Source organism: Bacillus sp. FJAT-27986 (assembly GCF_001685035.1).
GTDB lineage: Bacteria > Bacillota > Bacilli > Bacillales > Pradoshiaceae > Pradoshia.
This window is the reverse complement of sequence record NZ_MAYV01000016.1, coordinates 1-22,412: the sequence shown is the minus strand read 5'-3', so window position 1 is coordinate 22,412 and position 22,412 is coordinate 1. Positions and strand designations below refer to the sequence as shown.

19 protein-coding genes are annotated in these 22,412 nt (G+C 36.4%); 18 read left to right on the top strand and 1 reads right to left on the bottom strand.

From position 1 onward, the window contains the following. The 6 genes from trpB (at position 1) to trhA (ending at position 6,379) form a co-directional block, all read left to right on the top strand. Positions 1-1,200 carry a tryptophan synthase subunit beta gene (gene trpB / locus A8L44_RS13060; RefSeq protein ID WP_066107807.1) on the top strand — a complete coding sequence of 400 codons (1,200 nt, stop codon included), beginning with the start codon at positions 1-3 and terminating at the stop codon, positions 1,198-1,200. Beyond that, positions 1,193-1,993 (top strand): tryptophan synthase subunit alpha, encoded by an 801-nt coding sequence (gene trpA, locus A8L44_RS13055; RefSeq protein WP_066106989.1) that lies wholly within the window; start codon positions 1,193-1,195, stop codon positions 1,991-1,993. The genes trpB and trpA overlap by 8 nt, the downstream gene beginning before the upstream one ends. A gap of 122 nt (positions 1,994-2,115) precedes the next feature. Continuing rightward, the gene (locus A8L44_RS13050; RefSeq protein ID WP_066106986.1) at positions 2,116-2,601 is read left to right on the top strand and encodes a DinB family protein; all 486 of its coding nucleotides are present in this window, start codon (positions 2,116-2,118) and stop codon (positions 2,599-2,601) included. A gap of 564 nt (positions 2,602-3,165) precedes the next feature. Further along, entirely contained in the window at positions 3,166-3,783 is a 618-nt protein-coding gene (locus A8L44_RS13045) for a 5'-nucleotidase, lipoprotein e(P4) family (RefSeq protein WP_066106983.1), read from the top strand. 423 nt (positions 3,784-4,206) lie between these two features. Continuing rightward, complete coding sequence (locus A8L44_RS13040) at positions 4,207-5,667, top strand: bifunctional ADP-dependent NAD(P)H-hydrate dehydratase/NAD(P)H-hydrate epimerase (protein ID WP_066106980.1); 1,461 nt, start codon at positions 4,207-4,209, stop codon at positions 5,665-5,667. A 67-nt stretch (positions 5,668-5,734) separates the two neighbouring features. After that, entirely contained in the window at positions 5,735-6,379 is a 645-nt protein-coding gene (gene trhA, locus A8L44_RS13035; RefSeq protein ID WP_066106977.1) for a PAQR family membrane homeostasis protein TrhA, read from the top strand. Positions 6,380-6,437: 58 nt separating this feature from the next. On the opposite strand, the gene A8L44_RS13030 is transcribed toward trhA, so the two are convergent. Continuing rightward, the gene (locus A8L44_RS13030) at positions 6,438-7,142 is read right to left on the bottom strand and encodes a type 1 glutamine amidotransferase domain-containing protein (RefSeq protein WP_066106974.1); all 705 of its coding nucleotides are present in this window, start codon (positions 7,140-7,142) and stop codon (positions 6,438-6,440) included. Positions 7,143-7,650: 508 nt separating this feature from the next. Between A8L44_RS13030 and A8L44_RS13025 the strand changes: the two genes are divergently transcribed. From A8L44_RS13025 to A8L44_RS12970, 12 genes are all read left to right on the top strand, one after another. Continuing rightward, positions 7,651-8,739: a GntR family transcriptional regulator gene (locus A8L44_RS13025; protein ID WP_066106971.1), complete on the top strand. Its 1,089-nt coding sequence runs from the start codon at positions 7,651-7,653 to the stop codon at positions 8,737-8,739. 228 nt (positions 8,740-8,967) lie between these two features. Beyond that, entirely contained in the window at positions 8,968-10,725 is a 1,758-nt protein-coding gene (locus A8L44_RS13020; RefSeq protein ID WP_066106968.1) for a glycoside hydrolase family 2 protein, read from the top strand. Positions 10,726-10,920: 195 nt separating this feature from the next. After that, entirely contained in the window at positions 10,921-12,180 is a 1,260-nt protein-coding gene (locus tag A8L44_RS13015; RefSeq protein ID WP_066106965.1) for an extracellular solute-binding protein, read from the top strand. A gap of 115 nt (positions 12,181-12,295) precedes the next feature. Next, positions 12,296-13,228, top strand: a complete 933-nt coding sequence (locus A8L44_RS13010; protein ID WP_077248134.1) for a carbohydrate ABC transporter permease — start codon at positions 12,296-12,298, stop codon at positions 13,226-13,228. 12 nt (positions 13,229-13,240) lie between these two features. Then, the gene (locus A8L44_RS13005) at positions 13,241-14,077 is read left to right on the top strand and encodes a carbohydrate ABC transporter permease (protein ID WP_066106962.1); all 837 of its coding nucleotides are present in this window, start codon (positions 13,241-13,243) and stop codon (positions 14,075-14,077) included. A gap of 17 nt (positions 14,078-14,094) precedes the next feature. Continuing rightward, entirely contained in the window at positions 14,095-14,514 is a 420-nt protein-coding gene (locus A8L44_RS13000; RefSeq protein ID WP_066106959.1) for a hypothetical protein, read from the top strand. Between the two features lie 681 nt (positions 14,515-15,195). Beyond that, the gene (locus tag A8L44_RS12995) at positions 15,196-16,491 is read left to right on the top strand and encodes an ABC transporter substrate-binding protein (RefSeq protein WP_066106955.1); all 1,296 of its coding nucleotides are present in this window, start codon (positions 15,196-15,198) and stop codon (positions 16,489-16,491) included. An 86-nt stretch (positions 16,492-16,577) separates the two neighbouring features. Next, on the top strand, positions 16,578-17,537 hold the full coding sequence (locus A8L44_RS12990) for a carbohydrate ABC transporter permease (protein ID WP_066106952.1): 960 nt from the start codon (positions 16,578-16,580) through the stop codon (positions 17,535-17,537). Next, entirely contained in the window at positions 17,534-18,376 is an 843-nt protein-coding gene (locus A8L44_RS12985; RefSeq protein WP_066106949.1) for a carbohydrate ABC transporter permease, read from the top strand. The genes A8L44_RS12990 and A8L44_RS12985 overlap by 4 nt, the downstream gene beginning before the upstream one ends. Positions 18,377-18,466: 90 nt before the next feature. Next, positions 18,467-19,471, top strand: coding sequence for a LacI family DNA-binding transcriptional regulator (locus A8L44_RS12980; RefSeq protein WP_066106946.1), 1,005 nt, complete (start codon positions 18,467-18,469; stop codon positions 19,469-19,471). A gap of 144 nt (positions 19,472-19,615) precedes the next feature. Next, entirely contained in the window at positions 19,616-20,527 is a 912-nt protein-coding gene (locus tag A8L44_RS12975) for an ROK family protein (RefSeq protein ID WP_077248133.1), read from the top strand. Between the two features lie 80 nt (positions 20,528-20,607). Further along, a complete protein-coding gene (locus tag A8L44_RS12970) occupies positions 20,608-22,038 on the top strand; it encodes a glycoside hydrolase family 1 protein (protein ID WP_066106940.1) in 1,431 nt (476 codons plus the stop codon). Positions 22,039-22,412 lie beyond the last annotated feature (374 nt).

The following is a 22,412-nucleotide window of genomic DNA, read 5'->3' as shown; positions in this document are numbered from 1 at the left end:
ATAAAAGAATATCCAGATAAAACTGGCCGATATGGGGAATATGGAGGAAGATTTGTACCGGAAACATTAATGCCGGCTTTGTTCGAATTGGAGGAAGCCTATAAAACGATTGCGCAGGAAGAGTCATTTATTACTGAATATCAATTACTTTTGAAGGATTATGTAGGAAGAGAGACTCCGTTATACTATGCGGAAAATTTGACCGAACATTTAGGTGGTGCGCGGATTTACCTTAAAAGGGAGGATTTAAATCATACCGGGGCTCACAAAATTAATAATACACTTGGTCAGGCCCTGCTTGCCAAAGTAATGGGCAAAACAAGAATTGTTGCGGAAACAGGTGCCGGCCAGCATGGAGTCGCGACTGCTTCAGCCTGTGCCTTGCTTGGTTTGGAAGCAGTAATCTTTATGGGTGAAAAAGATGTGAAGAGGCAAAAACCGAATGTATTGAAAATGGAATTGTTGGGTGCAAAGGTAGTGCCTGTACAACAAGGAAGCTGTTCACTGAAGGATGCCGTAAATGAAGCTTTACGTTACTGGGTCGGTCATATTGAGGATACACATTATTTATTGGGATCTGTGATGGGACCCCATCCTTTCCCGCAAATTGTACGAGATTTCCAGAGTGTAATAGGTCGGGAAACCAGGGAGCAATTCTTAGCTTTACACAATCGATTGCCAGATGAAATTATTGCCTGTATCGGCGGTGGCAGTAACGCGATGGGGATGTTTTACGAATTTTTAGAGGATGAACAGGTTACTTTAGTAGGCGTGGAAGCGGCTGGCCATGGGTTAGATACAAATGAGCATGCAGCATCCCTTTCAAAAGGAGAAAAGGGGATTCTGCATGGCGCACTCATGTATCTCCTGCAGGATAAAGCTGGACAGATAGAGGAAGCTCATTCTATATCGGCTGGACTAGATTATCCGGGAGTCGGACCGGAGCACTGCTTTCTGAAGGACGAGGGAAGAGTTGAATATATATCTATTCGAGATGATGAGGCATTAGAGGCATTTAAGCTGTTAACAAGAAAGGAAGGAATTATACCTGCGCTCGAAAGCTCGCATGCGATAGCGGAAGCAGTCAAAAGGGCACCTAATATGGGGAAAGATCAGTCTATTGTGATTTGTTTATCTGGGAGAGGAGATAAAGATATGGATACCGTCATGAATGTAGTTGGAGGTGCGGAGCATGCCTAATAAGCTAGTAGATTGTTTTTCAGAGGCTAAAAAGAGTGAAAAAAAAGGGTTTATCCCCTATATTATGGGCGGTGATGGAGGGCTTGATCAGCTTGTTCCGACTATAAAGTACTTTGAAAGATTAGAGGCTTCCGCCATAGAAATTGGAATTCCATTTTCTGACCCAGTAGCTGACGGACCTAGCATTCAGGAAGCAGGTTTACGTGCCCTGGAACAGGATATTACTTTGGAGGATATATTAAATGAATTAAAGAATACTGAGGAAATTATTGAAATTCCGTTAATAATGATGACGTATGCAAATCCTGTTTTACGCCTTGGGATTTCAAAATTTGCTGCCAAGTGCAGAGAAGCCTCCATTAGTGCCTGTATCATTCCAGATGTTCCCCTGGAGGAAGAGCAGATGTTTAAGAAAGAGCTCAGTAATGAAGGGATTGTGTTAATTAGACTCATACCTTTAACGGCAAATCCAACTCGAATGGCAAAGCTTTGTGATGGAGCGGAAGGTTTTATTTATGCAGTAACGGTAAATGGGACAACAGGAGAACAGGCACAGTTGAATGATGAAGCCTTTAAAGAACAAATCCTACAACTTAAGCAGAATACGGATTGTCCAATCTATGCGGGATTTGGAATATCCAATGCAAAGACGGCCAATCAATTGTATGACTATTGTGATGGAATTATTGTAGGGAGTAAGGTTGTAAGTTTACTGCATCAAAAGGGCCATAAGGAATTGGAGTCCTTTGTTAAAGAATTGATTAGAAATAAGGCAAAACAAACAACCAGCTAACAATTTGTATGTTATCAGTCCAATAAGCCGTTTCACTTCTGTTTTTTTTCAGGAAAGATAGGGTATAAAGGATAGCAACCCATATCTTGTGAAGGGCAAAAAGAATTAGTGGAGGGGATTATATGGAAACGACTGGTATGCAAAAACAATTTGAGTTGACCAGAAGTAAGCTACAGGAAATTTTAGAGGATTTATCTGAAGCGGAGGCTGATCTTCAACCAGAAGGTTTTAATAATACGATTCGCTGGCAATTAGGGCATGTACTGGTAAGTGCGGAATCCTTCTTGTTTGATTATCCTGGCAGCGGTTCACCGCTTTCAGAGTTATATGGAGAATTTTTCAGAAGCGGAACTTCGCCAAAATATTGGCAAAGAAGTGCACCTTCTTTGAATGATATCAAGTCCAATTATCAATCTCAGGAAAAGAGAATTAAAGATTTACCGGAGGAATTCTGGAGAGAAGAGGTAACAGGTCCTCTTGCAAAGTTTGGTATTAAAACAAAAAGCGAATTGTTTCACTTTTTACTGAGCCATGAAGCGATGCATCTAGGTCAGATTCAATCATTAAAAAAATTAGTTGAACGACATAAGACTACTAATCAATATTAATAAAGAGAGCGGGGAAGTTGTCATACCCTAAAAGTTAGAGTAAAACTAACTTTTAAGGGGCGGTATCGCATTCCCCGCTTTTTTTATGTTTCTGTTTATTTATTAAGCAAAAGATCTGAGAAATTCTTTGCACCCGTATCTATAAATAGAACAAGAATGATACCGATCATCAACAAAATAAATGGTTTTTTAAACAAGAATATCACCCCTATATTTATGAATATTAGTTCTTATGAATTCTAAGATATGTATACCAATGGAGATAAATAGTTTTACAATTCGGCTCCTCATAATAAAGACCCTGATTAAAGATTAAAAAATTTCTGGAAAATATGTTTATTCTGCAAATTCCGACTGATAAAATGTTCTGTTTTGCGGTTTCTTTGAGGATGTTTAGTAGTATTTTAATAAGAAAAAGAAAATTCTAAATCAATCAGTAAAGATCTCAAATGAGGTCTTTTTTTCGTATCCAATACCTACTTTATTTAAGCAGATTCGCTATTCCAATATAAATTTTTCATGAAATGAAAAGTCTTTGGAAAAACTGTTCGAGAGGTGATTGGAATGAAAAAGAATGGCATCAGAAAAGGAAGTATACTTATTACTGTATTTAGTGTTTGGATAAGCTTACCTATGAACTGGATAGAAGCTAGTCCGTATAAGAATCAACAAGAAGAAAATATAATGCACGTCCTTAGGTACCAACAATCTACGACTGATGCGTCATTTAGTAAAGGTTATAAAGTGGCTAAACATAGACTCGATCGAGCTCTGCAACAAAAGACGGATGAGGATAAAGCCATTATTTTAGATTTAGATGAAACCGTATTGAATAACCGCCCTTTTTTAGCTAAGTTGGCTCAAAAGAAAAGCTCCTTTAATGATAAAGAATGGGATGCATGGGTCTACCAAGCAAATGCCAAACCTCTGCCTGGTGCATCAGAGTTCCTTCAATATGCGGATATGAAAGGAATCCAAATCTTTTATGTGTCAAACAGGAAAAAACATTTATATGAGGCTACTGAAAAGAATCTGAAGAGGGCTGGATTACCGCAAACGGATCAAGGACATCTTATTTTACTGACAGATGAAGTGAATACAGAATCAAGAAGGAAAGCAATCGAAAAGAATCATAGCGTCATTCTGAACCTCGGTGATAATTTGATTAATTTTTCCAAGTAAATTGATACTTATGATCATCAAGAACGAATGCAGCAAGTTGGATAAAAGAACAGGCAGGAAATAAGTATAAGTGTTATCAACTTCATACAGGGGAACTGGAAAAAGGAGATACGTTATTTACTGGAAGTTGATGGTTAAACAAATGTCAGTTCCGATTGTGGAGCTGACTATTTTATTTTAAATCGAAAACTTATACCGGAGCTTTACCCCACCTATATCACACCTATCCCCGGTCAAAGGTGGCGTAAAGGTATGGGAAAGGTGGGAGAAAGGAGGAATCCCCTGGCTATGGACCATCTATGCTACCTCTCTCCTAAACCTATATCTGATCAATAGATATCAGATCCCTTACCTTACTATATCGTTTAAATGTCCTATTCCTATTGTTGTATACTAAAAATATAAGAAGAGAGGTGGTCGATGATGAATATTTATTTTGCGAATGATATCAGAGAAGTCGACAGTAAAGCTGACGCGGATGGGCTATCCATCTTTACTTTAATGGAAAACTCTGGACAGGCTTTGTTCAGAGAAGTATCCAGTTTAATTCAGAGGGAAGATGAAGTTGGAATCATCGCTGGGCAAGGAAATAATGGAGGCGATGCGATTGTCCTTGCGAGATTATTGCTGAATCACGGTTATAAGGCGACGCTTATTTTGCCGTTTGGATTGCCAAAGTCTGAAGTTGCGCAACAGCATTTTTCTTATTTTACTACTTGTGGATACCCATACACCCAAACGATTGAAAATGAATATGATGTTCTGGTAGATGGGCTCTTTGGAATTGGGTTTAAACCGCCGTTTTCCAGTCATGCGGATCGAGTGCTTGCCTACTGGAACCAATCATTGGCTCTGAAAATTGCGATTGATATTCCTTCAGGTGTTGAAGCTGATAGAGGTAATGTAGTGACTGCCTTTAAAGCAGATTACACATTATGCTTACATGGGGTTAAGCCTTCAGCTTTTTTAGTGCCTTCGGCTGAATACTATGGGACAGTCAAATCGTTGGATATTGGATTGGTACAGCAATCAGGCTGGAGAGTATGGACAGAGGAAGATGTTAAACAAACATGGCCTGCTTTACCAAATAATCCGCACAAAGGATCATTTGGAACCGGATTATTAATTGCTGGCAGTGAGGAAATGCCAGGTTGTGCACTTCTGTCTGGTCTTGGTGCTATGCGTTCCGGAATTGGCAAACTGACAATCGCAACCGATAAAAGTGTAGCACAAATTGTTTGTCAGAGACTTCCTGAAGCAACCTATTGGTATCACACGCTTCAACAATTAAAAGAAAATAAACAGCTATCCAGTATGAAAGCAGCAGCAATCGGTCCTGGTTTGGATTTGGATGAACAATTGGAGGATAAAGTTCAATTTTTATTGAATCAACCTGATTTGCCTCTTATTTTAGATGCCGCTGCCCTGCAAAAAAGAGAGTATCCAAAAGGGCGTCCGGCACCGGTCATTTTGACACCTCATCCCGGAGAGATGGCTCGAATTACAGGATTATCTTCTAGGTGGATCAATGAAAACCGCATTTCGGTTGCTCGTGATTTTGCTATTGAACATGAGGTAACAGTTATTTTAAAAGGAGTAAATACGGTTATCGCTTTTCCAGATGGAACTGGCTATATCAATCAAACGGGAAATCGCGGTCTTTCAAAAGGCGGTTCTGGAGACACATTGCTTGGAATTATTTTAGGATTACTGTGTCTATCTGAACCTTTCTCACACTATACAACAGCCGTGTCGAATGCGGTTTATCTTCATGGGAAATCGTCAGAATATTGGGCGATTGAACGTGAACCTAGCGCAATGCTAGCAACAGATATTATGGAGGTCTGGCCATATCTTTTAAAACAATTAAATCTTAAAAAATAGGTAGAAAGGTATTAATTTAGCAAAAAAACGGGAATAGACAAATAAAAACATGGAAAGGAGTCTCTTGATGAATCGAGTCTATACTTACACCAAGAAAGAAGAAGTCGTCAATGCGATTACGCATGGGATAGGAGCAGCTTTATCCTTTGCGGCCCTAATCTTAATGATTGTTTTTTCTATAACGAATGGAGCTGGCGATAGGCTATCAGTTGTTTTGGTCTATGGAATATCGATGTTGATGCTTTTTACATTCTCGACTCTGACTCATGCATTTCCTGAGGGCAAAGTCAAAGTGATTATGGAATTCTTTGATCATACCTCCATCTATTTATTTATTGCAGGAACGTATACACCGTATGCAATCATTGCAATTGGAGGGAAAACAGGATATGCATTATTGGCGATTATCTGGACGTTGGCAATAGCCGGAATTGTTTTTAAAGCCATTTTCCTAAGGAAATTTGTCATTCTCTCTACAATAATCTATATCATCATGGGCTGGTTAATTGTTGTAGCATGGGAGCCGTTAAAAATGGCAGTTCCTCCAACTGGATTAATGATGCTTGTGTATGGCGGATTATTATACACGGTAGGAAGCATCTTTTATGTATGGAGAGGGTTTCCATATCACCATGCGATTTGGCATCTGATGGTCTTGGTTGCTTCTATTCTGCACTTTTTATCTATCTTTTTGTATGTATTACCTATGTAAATTAAAAAAATGTCGATTCAATACTCCAACAAAGGTTTGGAGTTTGAATCGACATTTTTTAATATCTTTTTTGATTTTGTAAGAAATGTAACGTTTTCTCACCAACTGCTCGCGCGCTTTGTGGATTTTGTCCTGTAATCACTCGCTCATTTTCCACCACATGTGATGTGAAAGGAACGGTTGATTTTGTGAATTTTCCAGCTTTAGCGGTTAACTCATTTTGAAGCTTGAATGGTATTTTATGTGATGCAAACATGATCGTTTCTTCCATATTTGTATAACCGGTTACTGTTTTTCCTTCCAAGAGATGAGTCCCATCTGATAATACAACATTTAATAAAGCAGCAGGTCCGTGGCAAACAGCCGAAACGACACCGCCTTTTTCATATATTTCAGCGGTTAACTTTTGAATGCTGGACTGGTTAGGGAAGTCCCACATCGTTCCATGTCCGCCGGCAAAATAGATGCAGCCATACTCGTCAGATGTTATTTCATCGATAGAAGTGGTTTTATCCAATCTACTAATAAAATACGGATCCAGATAGTATTCCTTTGTCCTGTTATCCAGCAAGACAGGGAGAAGGCTTTTCGGATCAAGTGGTACTTTTCCTCCTTTTGTGGAAACTATATCAACCTCATATCCTGCCAATTTTAAACAATCATAAAAATGTACAAGTTCGCTTAACCATAAACCCGTTTTGTCTTTTTTATTTTTCATATATTCATGGCTCGTCACAACAGCCAATACTTTCTTTTTCGCCATTAAAAATCCTCCTATCTGTAAAGTGTAATTTTAACATAAATTGACTCTATTGACCTATTATTATGGTGTTGTGAAATAAAGGAAGGGGACGATGAAGTTTTTTACCACTTTTATTTGAGAGGATAGATTAGATATTTCAATCTATTATTTTTATTGAAAATTGGAGTTAGTGGATATGGATTTAAGGAGAGTTTAAGTTTAATTGTGTAAACCATACCATTGGTAAATGTGTTTTTATTATGAAAATCAAGATGCAGATAAAAATATATTTATGAACTTTTATAGACTTAATTATAATAGAATCCTTATTTATTATGCTTATTGATATTTGTTGATATTATTCGCAGTTTGTTTCTTTTTGTATTTTTAATTTATACACTGTAAACAAATGTACTATTGAGATTATCTTTTATATATGAATTAATATAATCCACTAAAAGGTGGTAAAATATACTAATGGTTAGTATGCTTAGTATATCAGTATATAAAGAATAAAGGGTGAGTTACGATTAAAAATGAGCCTCTGTATCAACAAATAAAAAATAAAATTAAAGCTCAAATACAAACAGGTAAGCTCCGGGTAGGTGATCGTGTTTCCTCTGAAAAAGAGTTGACGAAAGAATATCATGTTAGCCAGATTACAACTAAAAATGCGCTTGTTGGACTTGCTGAAGAAGGAATAGTAGAAAGAATCAAAGGAAAAGGTACGTTTGTTTGTGAAAGTTATTTAACCTCTTCTATTAATCAACTGAATAAACAAAAGGGATTAATCGCACTTATTCTACCAAATATGAAAACGAAGATTGAACAAGAGTTTGTTAATTTTATTGAGAGGTATGTTACAGAAAATGGTTATAAACTTATTATAAAAATTACAAGAGAGTCCCAATATGTTGAAGCGGATGCTATTGAAATGTTTAGAGAGATGGAAGTAAGCGGGATGATTATCTTTCCTACAGAAAAAGAAACATATAATGAGGCTGTCCTTAAACTGTCATTGGATAAATATCCTTTTGTATTAATTGATAGATATATGGAAAATATTTTAACTTATAGTGTAACCTCCGAAAATGAAGTCGGTACGTTCGAAGCTATTTCCTACTTATTAAATGAAGGGCACAAGAATATTGGGCTCATATCTCCGTTCATTACCAATACTGTAACTAATGAGAGATCAAAGGGATTTGAAAACGCTTTTCTAATTAAAGGGATTAAAATTGATAAGAACCAATGGCTTTTATTAGGATTCAATGATATTCAACCGAACATAACCCCAAACTTAATTAAGATTTTTTTATTAAGTAAGCCAGAAATTTCAGCTGTTTTTACAATGAATGCAGAATTAGCTCTTTATACTCATTTAGCAATCTGTTCTTTGAAGAAGGAATTAGGTCGAGAAATTGTATTGTTGACCTTTGATCCATCTGGTATAGCTGGAGTTCCATTTATAAAGCAAGATATTGATAAATGTAGTAAAAAAGCAGTTGACCTTCTTTTAGAACAAGTTAAGGGTACTTACAATCCAAAAAGGATTTATGTTCCTGTGCAATTTAATTCATGTGAAAATGTAGCACTGTTAGATACTCTATTAAAATAAACAAGTATTGGTTGATTAATAATGATATGTTGTTTAATTAATAGAAAGCAAACTATGTAATCTTTATAGACGTAGGTTGGTTCTTTTCTGCTTTAGTCTACTTATCTTAAGAAAAGTATATTTTATACTAAATTTAGTATATTAATGTTATTGAGCTTAATTTAAAATATAAATGTAAGCACTTACATTTTTTGAAATATTTAGATAAAATATAAAGGAGTTATTCAAATGACAGAAATATACATACCAAGAACTGAATATCCGCGTCCTCAGTTTGAAAGAGCGGATTGGATGAATTTAAATGGAGAATGGAATTTCAAATTTGATAGAGAGAATATCGGAGAAAAGGAAGAATGGTACAAAGAATCAAAGTTTGATAAAAAAATAATCGTCCCTTTTACATATGAAACAAAAGCCAGTGGTATTGGAGAGGAAAAATTTTGTCCGAATGTTTGGTATCAAAAAACAATCATAATACCTAAAGAATATGAAAATAAAAACATAATCCTTCATTTCCAAGCAGCAGATTATGTAACAAAGCTATGGGTTAATGAAATATTTGTTGGTGAAAATAAGGGTGGACAAATTGCATTTTCATTTAATGTTTCTGATTATTTAAGTGAGGAAAATGAATTAAACATTGTGGTTAAAAATGAAGACAGTCAAAGCTGCTTTCAACCAAGAGGAAAACAAAGGTGGTTAGATAATAATTTTGATTGTTGGTATGTCCAAACAACTGGAATTTGGCAAACGGTATGGCTTGAGTTTTTAAATGAAGCGCATCTCCAGTCAGTCAAAATAACTCCTGATATAGATACAGAATCAGTTGAATTCGGGTTTGAAGTTTCAGGTGACCTTGATCAGTCCTTAGTATTAAGAACATCCATTTATTTTGAAGGTCAGCTAATAAAGCGTTTTGAAGAAAGCGTATATCGACCACATTTTATGACTACCATGAATATTGCTTGTGAGTCTCATAAATGGAGAATAATGCATTGGAGTCCACAATCTCCTAATTTATATGATGTTGAATTTACATTGCTTGAGAACGAGAAAGTAATAGATTATGTAAAATCATATTTTGGGATGAGAAAAGTGTCTATAGAGAATGGGAATGTATTGTTAAATAATACACCAATTTATCAAAAACTTATATTAGATCAAGGTTATTGGGAAGAGTCATATTTAACACCACCTTCAGATGAAGCAATCATTGAAGATATTGACCGAACATTAGAAATGGGCTTTAACGGAGTTAGAAAGCATATGAAAGTCGAAGATCAGCGATTCCTATACTGGGCTGATAAAAAAGGACTGCTAGTCTGGTCTGAAATGGCTGCAACCTATGAGTTTTCTGATGGGGCAATTCAGAATTTTACAGATGAATGGATTGAAGTTGTTAAGCAGCACTATAATCACCCGTCCATTATTACTTGGACTCCGTTTAATGAATCATGGGGTATAAAGAATGTTTTTACAGATGCAAAACAGCAAAATTTTACAGAAGGTATCTATCATCTTACAAAAGCGATTGATAGCATGAGACCTGTTATTGTAAATGATGGTTGGGAGCATACAGTTTCAGATATTCTGACTCTTCATGATTATGTGGAATATGGTGAGGAATTTATTGGACGATATAAAGACAAAGAAAAAGTTGTGAATAACAAGATAGCATTTAATAATTCTAAGTTTGCAATGGCAAAAGGATATGAATATAAGGGGCAGCCAATCATTATTAGTGAATATGGTGGTATTGCCTTTGATTCTGAAAAAGGCTGGGGCTATGGTAAGCAAGTGAATAGTGAAGAAGAATTACTACATCGTTATGAATCTATTACTCAAGCTATTAAAAACACTCCATATATTAGTGGTTTTTGCTATACGCAAATTACCGATGTGCAACAAGAGGTGAACGGTTTACTAAAGGAAAATCGGGAACCAAAAGTAGATTTAAACAAAATCAAGACAATAAACAATAAATAAGACTCAAATTGATAACTGTATGTACAACGCCCTTGATGAAAACTTATAGGAAGTCAGTTAAAGGGATAAAAATAGTGAAATTTAAAATGTGTACTAACTATTCATTAAACATTATTTAATTGATGGGAGGTATTGATTCGCTTTTAAGTATTAGGAGCATGTTTTATCTTCTGAAAAAATTAGGGGGGGAAACTAATGAGAAAAATATCGCTATTAACATTGTCTATTCTTTTTCTAGTTATGACGGCATTGACAGGTTGTAGTTCATCTAGTTCAGGTTCAGAAGGTTCATCTAAAAATGAAATTGTCTTTTGGAATCCATTCACAGGGCCAGATGGTGAGAATATGAAGCAAATTGTGAATGATTATAATAAGACAAACCCTAAGTTCAAAATTAAGAATGTATCAATGGTAGAAAATGATATGTATACCAAGATTCCAACGGTAGTAAACTCTGGAAAAGGTATTCCTGATTTAACCGTAGTTCATGCTGAGAGAATTAAACAATTTGTAGATAATGATATGTTAACAAAGTTTGATGATGTATTGACTGATCATCCTGAAATTAAAGCAGAAAACTATGTAACAGCAGGTTGGGACATTGGTAACCTTAATAATAGTAGATATAGTGTGCCATTAGATGTGCATAGTTTTGTAATGTATTATAATAAAGATTTGCTGGAAAAATATGCACCTAATGCACTTGATGATAATGTTATAACTTTTGATGAAGTGAAAAAAGCAGGAGAATTGTCTAAAAAAGACAAAATTACTGGCATTGGAATCACTTGGACACGTCCGATCTTTTTATCCATTTACAATCAATTCGGGGGAGACATAACTAGTGATGGTGAAGCTCCTACTATTGATACTCCAGAAGCTAAAGAAGCATTACAATTATTAAAAAGTCTTGTAGACGATAAAATTGCTAACAAGGATGGAGAAGATCCAGGCCAGTTATTCAAATCTGGTAAAGCTATTTTTTATCCAGAAGGTATCTGGATGCAAAATAGTATAAAAGATGCTAAGAAATTAAACTGGGGTTTAACAAACTTCCCTCAGCTTTCATCTGATAAAATTGTAAACTGGACGTCTTCTCACCAATTCGTCATGTTTAACAGCAAAGAACGTTCAGACGAAAAGGCAAAGGGGATAGTTGATTTCCTAGATTTTGTGAGAGAAAATTCACTTCCATGGGCTAAAGCAGGACAAAATCCTGCAGCTTTAGAAACCTTAGAAAATCCTGAATATAAAGAATTGCCTCAGGCTTTCTTAATTGAGAACCAAGAAATGCAGCAATCTCTTAAAATCTTTGATTATAAGTACAATGGTTTTGTAGTCGAAGAAGTCGATAAATTGGTTGGCGATGCGATTTATGGGAAATTAGATATCGATAAAGGGTTGAAAAATGCTCAAAAAGCAGTTGAGGATAAAATTTCAACTAATAAAAAATAATAATAATGGAATTAATTGACAATAAAAATCGATCTTTCACAATTAGAGAGAAATCCTTATCCATATATAAGGATTTCTCTCTCTATTCGATATCTAAAGAATAGGGGTTAAATATATGAACAATCCTGGAGTGAATAAAGAATTAAAAATGTCAGCAGGTATAGAAAAACATTCGAAACAAAAACATTTTAATTTTTCTCCGTTTCTATACATTGGGCCACATCTAATAATATTTGCGATATTTTTTCTTATTCCCACTTTATATGGTATTTATATTTCATTTACGAGCTGGGATCTAATCGGAAAGCCGGAATTTGTTGGATTTGCTAATTATCAAGAAATATTATTTAATCAAGATTCAACATTTTACGATCAACTACGTACTGGATTAGGAAACACATTCAAGTTTGTGCTTTTTACAGTTCCTGCTTGTATTATTGTTCCTTTGCTTTTAGCTGCAGGTCTTAACACAAAACCAAAGGGGATGAAATTTTTTCAGGCATTGTTTTACATGCCGACTTTGTTTTCTGTTTCTGCCGTAATGATTATTTTTTCAATGCTTTTCAGTGTTTCTTTTGGCCCAGTTAATCATTTTCTAAATGTTGAAACAAACTGGTTAGCGACCCAGCCATATGCCTGGATTGCATTAGTTACTGTAACGGTCTGGTGGACAATCGGTGCAAATATGATTATTTATCAGGCTGCTTTAAACGGTATTTCAAAAGATTTATATGAGGCAGCCTCAATAGATGGAGCAAATAAGTTTCAAAGCTTTTTTAGAATCACTCTACCAAGTATAAGATCTCAAATATTATATACAGTTGTTATTACAACAATCGCACAATTTAATGTATATGGACAACCACTTATGTTAACGAAAGGTGGGCCAACTAGCTCAACTTCCGTATTATTAATGTACATACAAGAAAATGCATTTGGTTCTGGAATTTCTATTGCTGGTATCGGAGCGGCAATGGCTGTAATTCTCGGTTTATGTATTATGGTTGTTTCTGCCATTCAATTCTTCTTTTTAAGACAACGTGATTAGGAGGTCCTTGTTTTGGGTAAAAAAGGTATTTCAAAAATTGTTGGTTTAATCTTTTTACTGATAATGGCTTTTATATGGATTGTCCCTGTCTTGTACACATTCATTACGTCTTTCAAAAGTGAGGCAGATATTCAAACAAATGCTTTTACAATCCTACCGATTAATTGGGTTATTGGTAATTACCAGGATGTACTTTTTAATAACACGAGTGCACCAGTTGCAAAATGGTTTATGAACTCAATGATAATATCGCTATCACAAACAGTATTAGTACTTGTAATTGTTTCATTAGCTGCATATGGATACTCAAGAATGAAATTCAAGGGAAGAGATACCATTTTTATCTTTTTAATGGCAACGATGATGTTTCCAGCTGTTGTAAACCTTATTCCGCTTTATAAAATTATGGACACACTAGGTTGGGTAAATAATTATTTAGCTGCGATTGTACCGGGGGCAGCAGGAGTATTTAATATCTTCCTTGTAAGACAGTTTATGCAAGGAATTCCTATTGATTTTGATGAATCTGCGAGAGTAGATGGAGCTTCCGATTTCCAAATATTTTTTAAGCTGATTTTACCACTAATAAAACCGGTATTAACAGTTGTAGCGTTATTTACATTTACTGCCTCCTGGAATGACTTTTTATGGCCATCCATTGTGTTTAATGATGTTGAAATGATGCCAATCACCCCGGGATTACAATTACTACAAGGGATGTATCAACTCGATGTGGCGCATGCTCTAACGGGAGCACTTGTTGCCATTATTCCAACATTTATCCTTTATTTATTTACACAAAAATACTTTATGGAATCAATGTCCTTGTCATCTGGAGTTAAAGGATAATAGAAGGAGGTTTAATGGTGAATCGAAAGCTAGAGAGAAGATTAGTCATGGTCGGTTCTATATGGCAGATCGTTTCAGGTCTCCTTACTATTTTTGTTTATGCTTCATATATAAAAAATGAAGGATTAAATTCTGATTATAATACTCTAGCAAAACTTGAAGCGGCACAATCTATTTTTGGTAGTTTATATATGTTCTCGGTTAGCTTCGGAATGCTATTTGTTATATTAGGGATTGTAAATTTTGTTATGGCAAAATTATTAAAGGACAATCAACTAGAAGTTAAAAAGCCTATCTGGTTTATCTTAATAGGGGTTACCTCCTATCTAGTAATGGATCTGTTAGGGTCCTTAATGTTTTTATCGGCAGGAATTTTAGCATTAGCCAAAAACAAATCGATATCAAAGATCGTAAACAATCAATTTCAAAAACAATAATTTATCTAATAAGTTGATTCTCTCAGTTAGGATGGTTAGGGTCCTAGTTCTTTAGAATGGGTATAACTTCTAAATTGTAATTTCTAAAGGTGATCAAATCCCATTTAGTTAATTGATTGGTAACCGTATTAAAAAGTATCTAATCTGATAGCATAAAAATTTTAATGATAAGACTGTCATCTAGATATTAATTCTTTAATGGCTTGCCCGTGCGGTAAGTCGTTTTTTTTTTTTTTTGTGAAATAACCTGTTTACATCTATGTTATTTTTGAGGCATACAATTAGATGTAAGGGTGATTGTGTTTCAGTTTATGAATACCCAGAATGGGAAGAACAGGTACCTATATAGAGAAATGTTAAGACCACTCCCTAAAGGGTCTTTGGTAAGTTATTTAATAGAATTAATTACGAAAGCGATTTCCAAAATATTGGGCGATATTCCCAATAAATGGTTGATTTTTCAGAAAAATCGATTTATAATCACTAATGAAAGCGGTTTCTGTTCTCTGATAATGACATGATTTTAATCTTTTTGGAAACCGGTTTCTAAACGGTGGTGCTATTATCATTTTTTTAAAGATTAATATGGTAAAGGGGGCTGGGTAGCACAGAATCAAAATTTACCTTTATGCATCATCCATGGATGATGGTCTGACCAAATTATTATAGGGGGTTTTACAATTGAAAAGCTTAAAAAAATTGGCTGCAATCGGATTATCAACGGTCCTGGCGCTGTCGTTGGCAGCATGTAAGGATGATGAAAAGACTTCTTCAAACGGTGGTAAAAGTGGGGAAAAAGTTACTCTGGATTTCTGGACTTTCGGAGCTACGAATTATGAGGATCTTGCGAAGGAATATGAGAAGGAAAATCCAAACGTCACGATTAAAGTAAGAGCAGCTGAAACAGCAGATCATCATGATGCTTTATTTACTGCTTTATCTGCTGGAAGTGGAGCACCTGATATCACGATGTTGGAAATTGACCAACTGGACCGTTTTAAAGGAGCGCAGGATCGCTTTGAAAACTTATATGATCTTGGTGCAAAAGATATTCAGGATCAGTACTTAGATTGGAAATGGAAAACAGGGGAGAATGATAGTGGGGATTTCCTGATTGGTCTGCCAACAGATATTGGACCGAAAGCCTTATACTATCGTGCAGATTTATTTGAAGCTGCAGGTCTTCCAACAGATCCTGAGGAAGTAGCCACACTGATTAATTCACCAAAAGCTTTTGAAGAAGCTGGTGTGAAGGTGAAGGAAAAAACAGGCAAGGTATTTATAGATAGTATCGAAATGGCATTCAGAGCTTACTTGGATGGTGCAGAAACAACATTCCTTAATTCTAAAGGGGAGTTATTGATCGAAGAGGATGGTAACGCTGTTAAAGAAGCTTATGATTATGCTGTGAAATTGAATGAAATGGGTATTGTTGGTAAATTTGAAATGTGGTCTCCGGAGTGGGCAAATGCTGTAAATAAAGGTGAATTTGCTGCTGAATTAGGGGCTGGATGGTTAAAAGGCTGGATGGAAGGGAATGCGCAAGAAGCTTCCGGTAAATGGAGAGTTGCGACATTGCCATCTGAATTTGCGGCAAACTGGGGTGGCTCATTCATCTCCATACCAAGCGAAACGAAAAATGCGAAAGAAGCATATAAATTTACTTCATGGTTAGTTTCTCCAGACAATCAACTAAAATCCTTCCAAGACAAGGGACTTTTCCCTTCCGCACAAGCTGTATATGAAATGGATGCTTTCAAAACAAACGAAGATGCTTTCTTTGGCGGTCAAGCAACAGCACCTGTATTTGCAAAAGCAGCACAGGATATCAGTGGGGCTGTTTATAAAGGAGAAAAATACTTCCCAATCTATTCAGAAGTATTGAATGGCTTAAAGAACGTTCAAAATAAAGGAACGGATCCTGAAAAAGAATGGAAAGCCGCTGTTAAACGCTCCAAGGGCTTACTAAACCGGTAATTTCAATAGATTACTAATAAGGTGGGAATCGGCGTGACTTTCATGGATACGTCGCTCCCATCTTTGATAAGAAAAGAGGTGTGAAAATGGATCCAGTGAAAGCGAATCCTAGTATGAACGAAATCAAAGTTAAAAAGAAGCGAGCTAGATCTGAGGCAAAAAAAGATATGTATTCCGCTTATTTATACATTGCTCCTTTCTTTATCATTTTTGCGATTATTGGTTTATATCCTATGATTTTCAGTATTTATTTAGCATTTCAAAAGTGGAACGGTCTCAGTCCCATGGTCTCAGTGGGGTTGGATAATTTTAAGGTTGTTTTAACAGACCCTCTATTTTGGAAGGCTGTTTATAATACGATTGTTATGGGCATTATGGGCACGGCTCCGCAAATTGTGTTTGGAATCATTTTTGCTTATCTGTTAAATCTAGCCTTCCTAAGATTTAAAAACTTCTTCAGAGTCACTATTTTTATGCCTTATATTACATCAATGGTTGCGGTAGCCTTGATTTTCAGTGTGCTGTTTAGTAATCATGAATCCTCCTTAGCCAATTATGTTCTTAGTTTAGCAGGTCTTGATCCAGTAAGCTGGGCAAGTTCAGAATGGGGAACGAAAATTGCGATATCCATTATGGTCTTTTGGCGATGGGTTGGCTATAATACAATCATTTACCTAGCAGGGATTCAGAGTATTCCCAATGATTTGTATGAAGCTGCCACGATTGATGGGGCAAATAAAACCCAACAATTTCGTTACATAACCATTCCTATGTTAAAACCATTTATTATACTGACTGTCTTTACTTCTACCGTTGGAGCTTTGCAGCTGTTTTCCGAGCCTACTATATTTATGGGAACAGGCGCCTTTACAAGAGATGAGGCTATGACGATCGTTATGTACCTGTATCGTGATGCTTTCAGATTGCAATCCTTTGGTACTGCTTCTGCAACAGCTATTATTTTGCTGGTATTAATCTCAGTGATTGCAGCAATCAATGTATACTTAACTTCTGGAGTTGGAAGAAAAAGGAGGGGTGGGAAATGAATAAAAATAAAAAAGTGAGGAAATTTTCCATAAGCAAACTATTAGTTTATACCTTATTGGGCATCTCCTCCTTATTATCCTTGTTCCCGTTTTATTGGATGTTTGTAATGGCGACTAGTCCAAGCTCGGCCTTTAACTCGATTCCTCCCACCCTTACACCGGGGAATATGTTAGTTGAAAATTTTAAAAAGGTATTAAATCAAATTGATTTCTTCGGTTCGATGTGGAACTCATTTGTCATTTGTGCCATTGTAACAATCGTTGTTCTATTCATTAGTTCATTGGCCGGTTTTGCCTTTGCTAAGTTTACATTCCGGGGAAAAAATGTACTATTTATCGCGATTTTGCTAACGATGATTATTCCGCCGCAATTGGGTTTAATCCCTCAATATTTCCTTATATCAAAGGCGGGCATGCTTGATACATTACCAGGGGTAATGGTGCTGTTCTTTTTAAATCCTTTGGGTATCTTTCTCATGAGGCAATATATTAGTAAATCGGTTCCTGATGAACTTATCGAAGCAGCAAAGTTAGATGGCTGTTCGAACTTTAGAATTTATCGCAGTATCATCGTGCCGATTACTCTCCCTGCATTTGCAACGTTGGGTATTATTGTCTTTACGGCAGTATGGGGTGAGTTCCTATGGCAGTTTACCGTGTTAAGAGATCCGGAAAATTATACGATTCAGGTAGCATTGGCTCAATTAAGCAATACACATAATGTGGATTTTGGAATGATTATGTCAGGTGTATTTTGGGCAACAGTACCGTTATTACTAGTATTTTTATTTTTCAACAGGTTGTTTATTTCGAGTATTACTGAAGGCTCAGTTAAATAAACATTCCTTCCAAATTTTATGCTTAACTATTGAAACTCCTATTAACCTAAAAATGGGTAACCAAACTACTCGCATTTAGAAGGGATTAACATGAATTTAACGATTAAAGATATTGCACAAATGGCCAATGTATCTCAAGGTACAGTTTCAAAAGTAATCAATAATTATGAGGGAATAAGTGAAAAAACGAAAAAAAAAGTGATGGATATTATTAACCAAAGTGGTTACGAGCCAAACTTTTCTGCCAGATCATTGGCTACGAAAAAGTCAAATCTAATTGGGTTAATTTATGCCGGAAGAATTAATGTTGATATGACCCATCCTTATTTTAATGAGGTTATCTCTTCATTTAAAAAGAATATAGGTTTACTGGGTTACGATATTTTAATGTTTTCAAACGAACATTTTCAGTCGGATAATGGAAGTTATTTAGCAAGATGCCGGCATTTTAATGTGGATGGCTGTTTAATTATTGCTGGTGAAGAGGTGGAGGAATCTACCTACGCTTTAGCTTTAGCCGGCCTGCCCTGTATCGGAATCGATATTGAATTAAAAGGGCCAAAGGCTAGCTATATTATGACTGATAATTTGGGCTTGTCGAGAAAAGTGGTGGAATATCTGTATCTTCATGCTATTAAAAAGATTGGTTTTATTGGCGGTATATTTGATTCTCCTGTTTCGATCTTTCGCAAAAAAGGTTTCCTGGAAGCACTGAATCAATTTGGACTCGAAATTTGTGAGGACTGGATTCAATACGGTGATTTTCATGAGGAAAGCGGGTATGCGGCAATGAAGAAAATCCTGTGCTCTAAAACGCTGCCAGAAGCAATTTTTGCGACATCAGATATGATGGCCCTCGGAGCTTTGCAAGCTATTAAAGAAGCAGGCTTAAGCTGTCCAGATGATATCCGGTTAATTGGCTGTGATGATATTGCAGCCTGCCGTTATAGTTCTCCAAAATTAACAACGGTGAAACAGGATAAGGAAAAGTTCGGTAAATTATCCGCCTATATGCTCGACGATTTAATTAATGATAGATCCCAATTAAAACCGGTATTTATTGATTCCGAATTAATTATCCGAGAATCCTGTTAATCAAAGTTTCATAGACTTCGAGGTTCACAGAAGCTGATAAATTCTGATGTTTTCGATGTATGAAGCTATTTTATAACCCATAAGAAACACAGATATATTGGATATGATAATTGTATGAAAAATTGGGTTGCTGGAGGTTATATAGTGAATTACTATGCGGTACTTGATGTTGGTGGCTCTGCCATTAAATATGCACTTATGGATGAAACGGGATGTTTTATTGAAAAATCCTCACTTCCAACTCCTAAAGAGAGTCTTACCGAATTTATAAATACAATTGATATGATCGTGAAGGATTTTAAAAATAAATATGTGATAAAAGGTCTGGCGGTGAGTATGCCTGGTGCGGTAAATATTGAAACCGGGATCATAGAGGGGATCACAGCACTCCCTTATATCCATGGCCCTAATATAAAAGAACTCCTTCAGGAACGGACAAATTTACCGGTAGAATTGGAGAATGACGCTAATTGTGCTGGTTTGGCGGAGGGCTGGATTGGTGCAGCAAAGGATGTACAGGATTATCTTTGTATAGTGATTGGCACCGGTATAGGCGGTGCCGTCGTACTCGATAAAAAAGTTCGGCATGGGAGAAATGGGTTTGCTGGAGAATTCGGATATATGAAGATGGAGGGCTATTTGGGAACACAACCAGCAGAAACCTATAGCACGTTGGCAGCCGTAGGAGGCTTGATCAAGCAGGTTGCTAAACGAAAAGAGAGAGACCCCGATACTTTTACCGGTAAGATGATCTTTGAGCTTGCTGAACAGGGTGACACAGAGGTACAGGAAGAGATTGATAAGTTTATGCGTCGGCTTGCTGTTGGCATATATAATCTACAATTTATTCTGGATCCGGATAAGATTTTGATTGGCGGTGCAATCAGTAATCGCGAAGCATTTATCGACAAGATTAATGAAACATTAAACGAAATGAAATATGAAACAGATGGATTAACGGTCAAAGTTGAAAAATGTCAGTTTGGAAATGATTCGAATCTAATTGGTGCTTTGTATCATTTTTTACAGCGGCAGAAGGACTCCATTTTGGTTTAAAGCTAGATTGGGAGAATGTCTAAGTGACTATGTTATAAAAGGAAAAGACAACATTCAGACGGAAGGGAGACTAAAGCGATATGTATAAAACATTAAAACCGTTTCCGACAGACTTTTTATGGGGAGCTGCTTCTGCTGCCTATCAAATTGAAGGTGCATGGGATATAGACGGAAAAGGGGTTAGTAATTGGGACCAATTTGTACGTATCCCGGGTAAGACATATAAAGGGACGACGGGAGATGTCGCAGTAGACCATTATCATCGTTATAAGGAAGATGTCCGTTTAATGGCAGAAATGGGTTTAAAGGCGTACCGTTTTTCTGTATCATGGCCGCGTATTTTTCCAAATGGAAGAGGTGAAATCAACGAGCAGGGACTCGCCTTTTATGATGATTTGATTAATGAGCTGCGAAAATATCAAATTGAGCCTATCTTAACCTTGTACCATTGGGATTTACCACAAGCACTTCAGGACGAATATGGCGGATGGGAGTCCAGAAGAATCATTGAGGATTTTACGAATTATAGTGTGGAATGTTTTAAACGCTTTGGAGATCGTGTGAAGTACTGGGTCAGCTTAAATGAACAAAATATTTTTACTCGCCATGGATATGATCAAGGTTCACATCCACCGGGTGTAAAGGATACAAAGTTATTCTACCAAGTGAATCATCACGCAAACCTGGCCAATGCCAGTGTCATCAAAGCATTCCGTCAATATGTCCCGGATGGACAGATTGGTCCGAGCTTTGCCTATGGTCCAGCTTACCCGGCATCTTCAAAGCCGGAAGATATTTTGGCTGCTGAGAATGCAGAGGAGTTGAATAGCCATTGGTGGATGGATATATATACTTGGGGAAAATACCCGAAGGCAGCATGGAACTACTTGGTTGAAGAAGGTCTTGCTCCTGAAGTGGAAGAGGAGGACTTTGTTTTATTAAGAGAAGGTAAGCCAGACTTTATGGGCTTAAACTATTACCAAAGCTCGACCTTTGAAGTCAATCCTTTAGAAGGCGGAGTGGGTGCCGGTGAAATGAATACAACCGGGATCAAAGGGACATCAAAGGATTCTGGAATTCCAGGACTATACAAAACTACGAAGAATCCAAACCTTGAACGGACGAATTGGGATTGGAATATTGATCCGCAAGGGCTGAGAACTGCGCTGCGCCGAATCACAAACCGATATGATTTGCCGATATTGATAAGTGAAAATGGACTCGGTGCATTTGATAAGGTAGAGGAACATGACCAAATCCATGATGATTACCGGATCGAGTACCTTCAGGCTCATGTGAAAGCAATTCAAGACGCCATTTCTGATGGTTCCGAAGTGATTGGCTATTGTGTCTGGTCTTTCACAGATTTACTAAGTTGGTTGAATGGTTTCCAAAAACGCTACGGGTTCGTCTATGTTAATCAGCACGAAGAAGGCACGCATGACTTACGCCGTATCAAAAAGGATAGCTTCTATTGGTACAAGCAAGTCATTGAATCGAATGGAATTTAGAGAAAGCGGAGGAATACTTCGCTTTCTTTTTTATGCAATCAATTAAGAGTTTTGTTTCTATTGCGATTAAAAAACTTCTGTATACATTTCTTTGAAAAAGTAAGTATATGAATTGAAGGTAAATAGGGTCGACGAAAGGCACAAAGTATATTTTTAAGGGCAAAAAAGCATTTATAATAGCTTTCATCGAAAATGATGGATTTAACTCAGTCTACTTGACCATGCAAATAATGCTTGTCTACATACAATATTTTATACCAACAAGAAAGGAGGAAATATCAATGAGTTCAATAAGAATTGAGGATTTACTTGCATTTATACAAGCTCAACTACAACTACAACAGCAAAAACAACAACAGCAACAAAAAAACGAA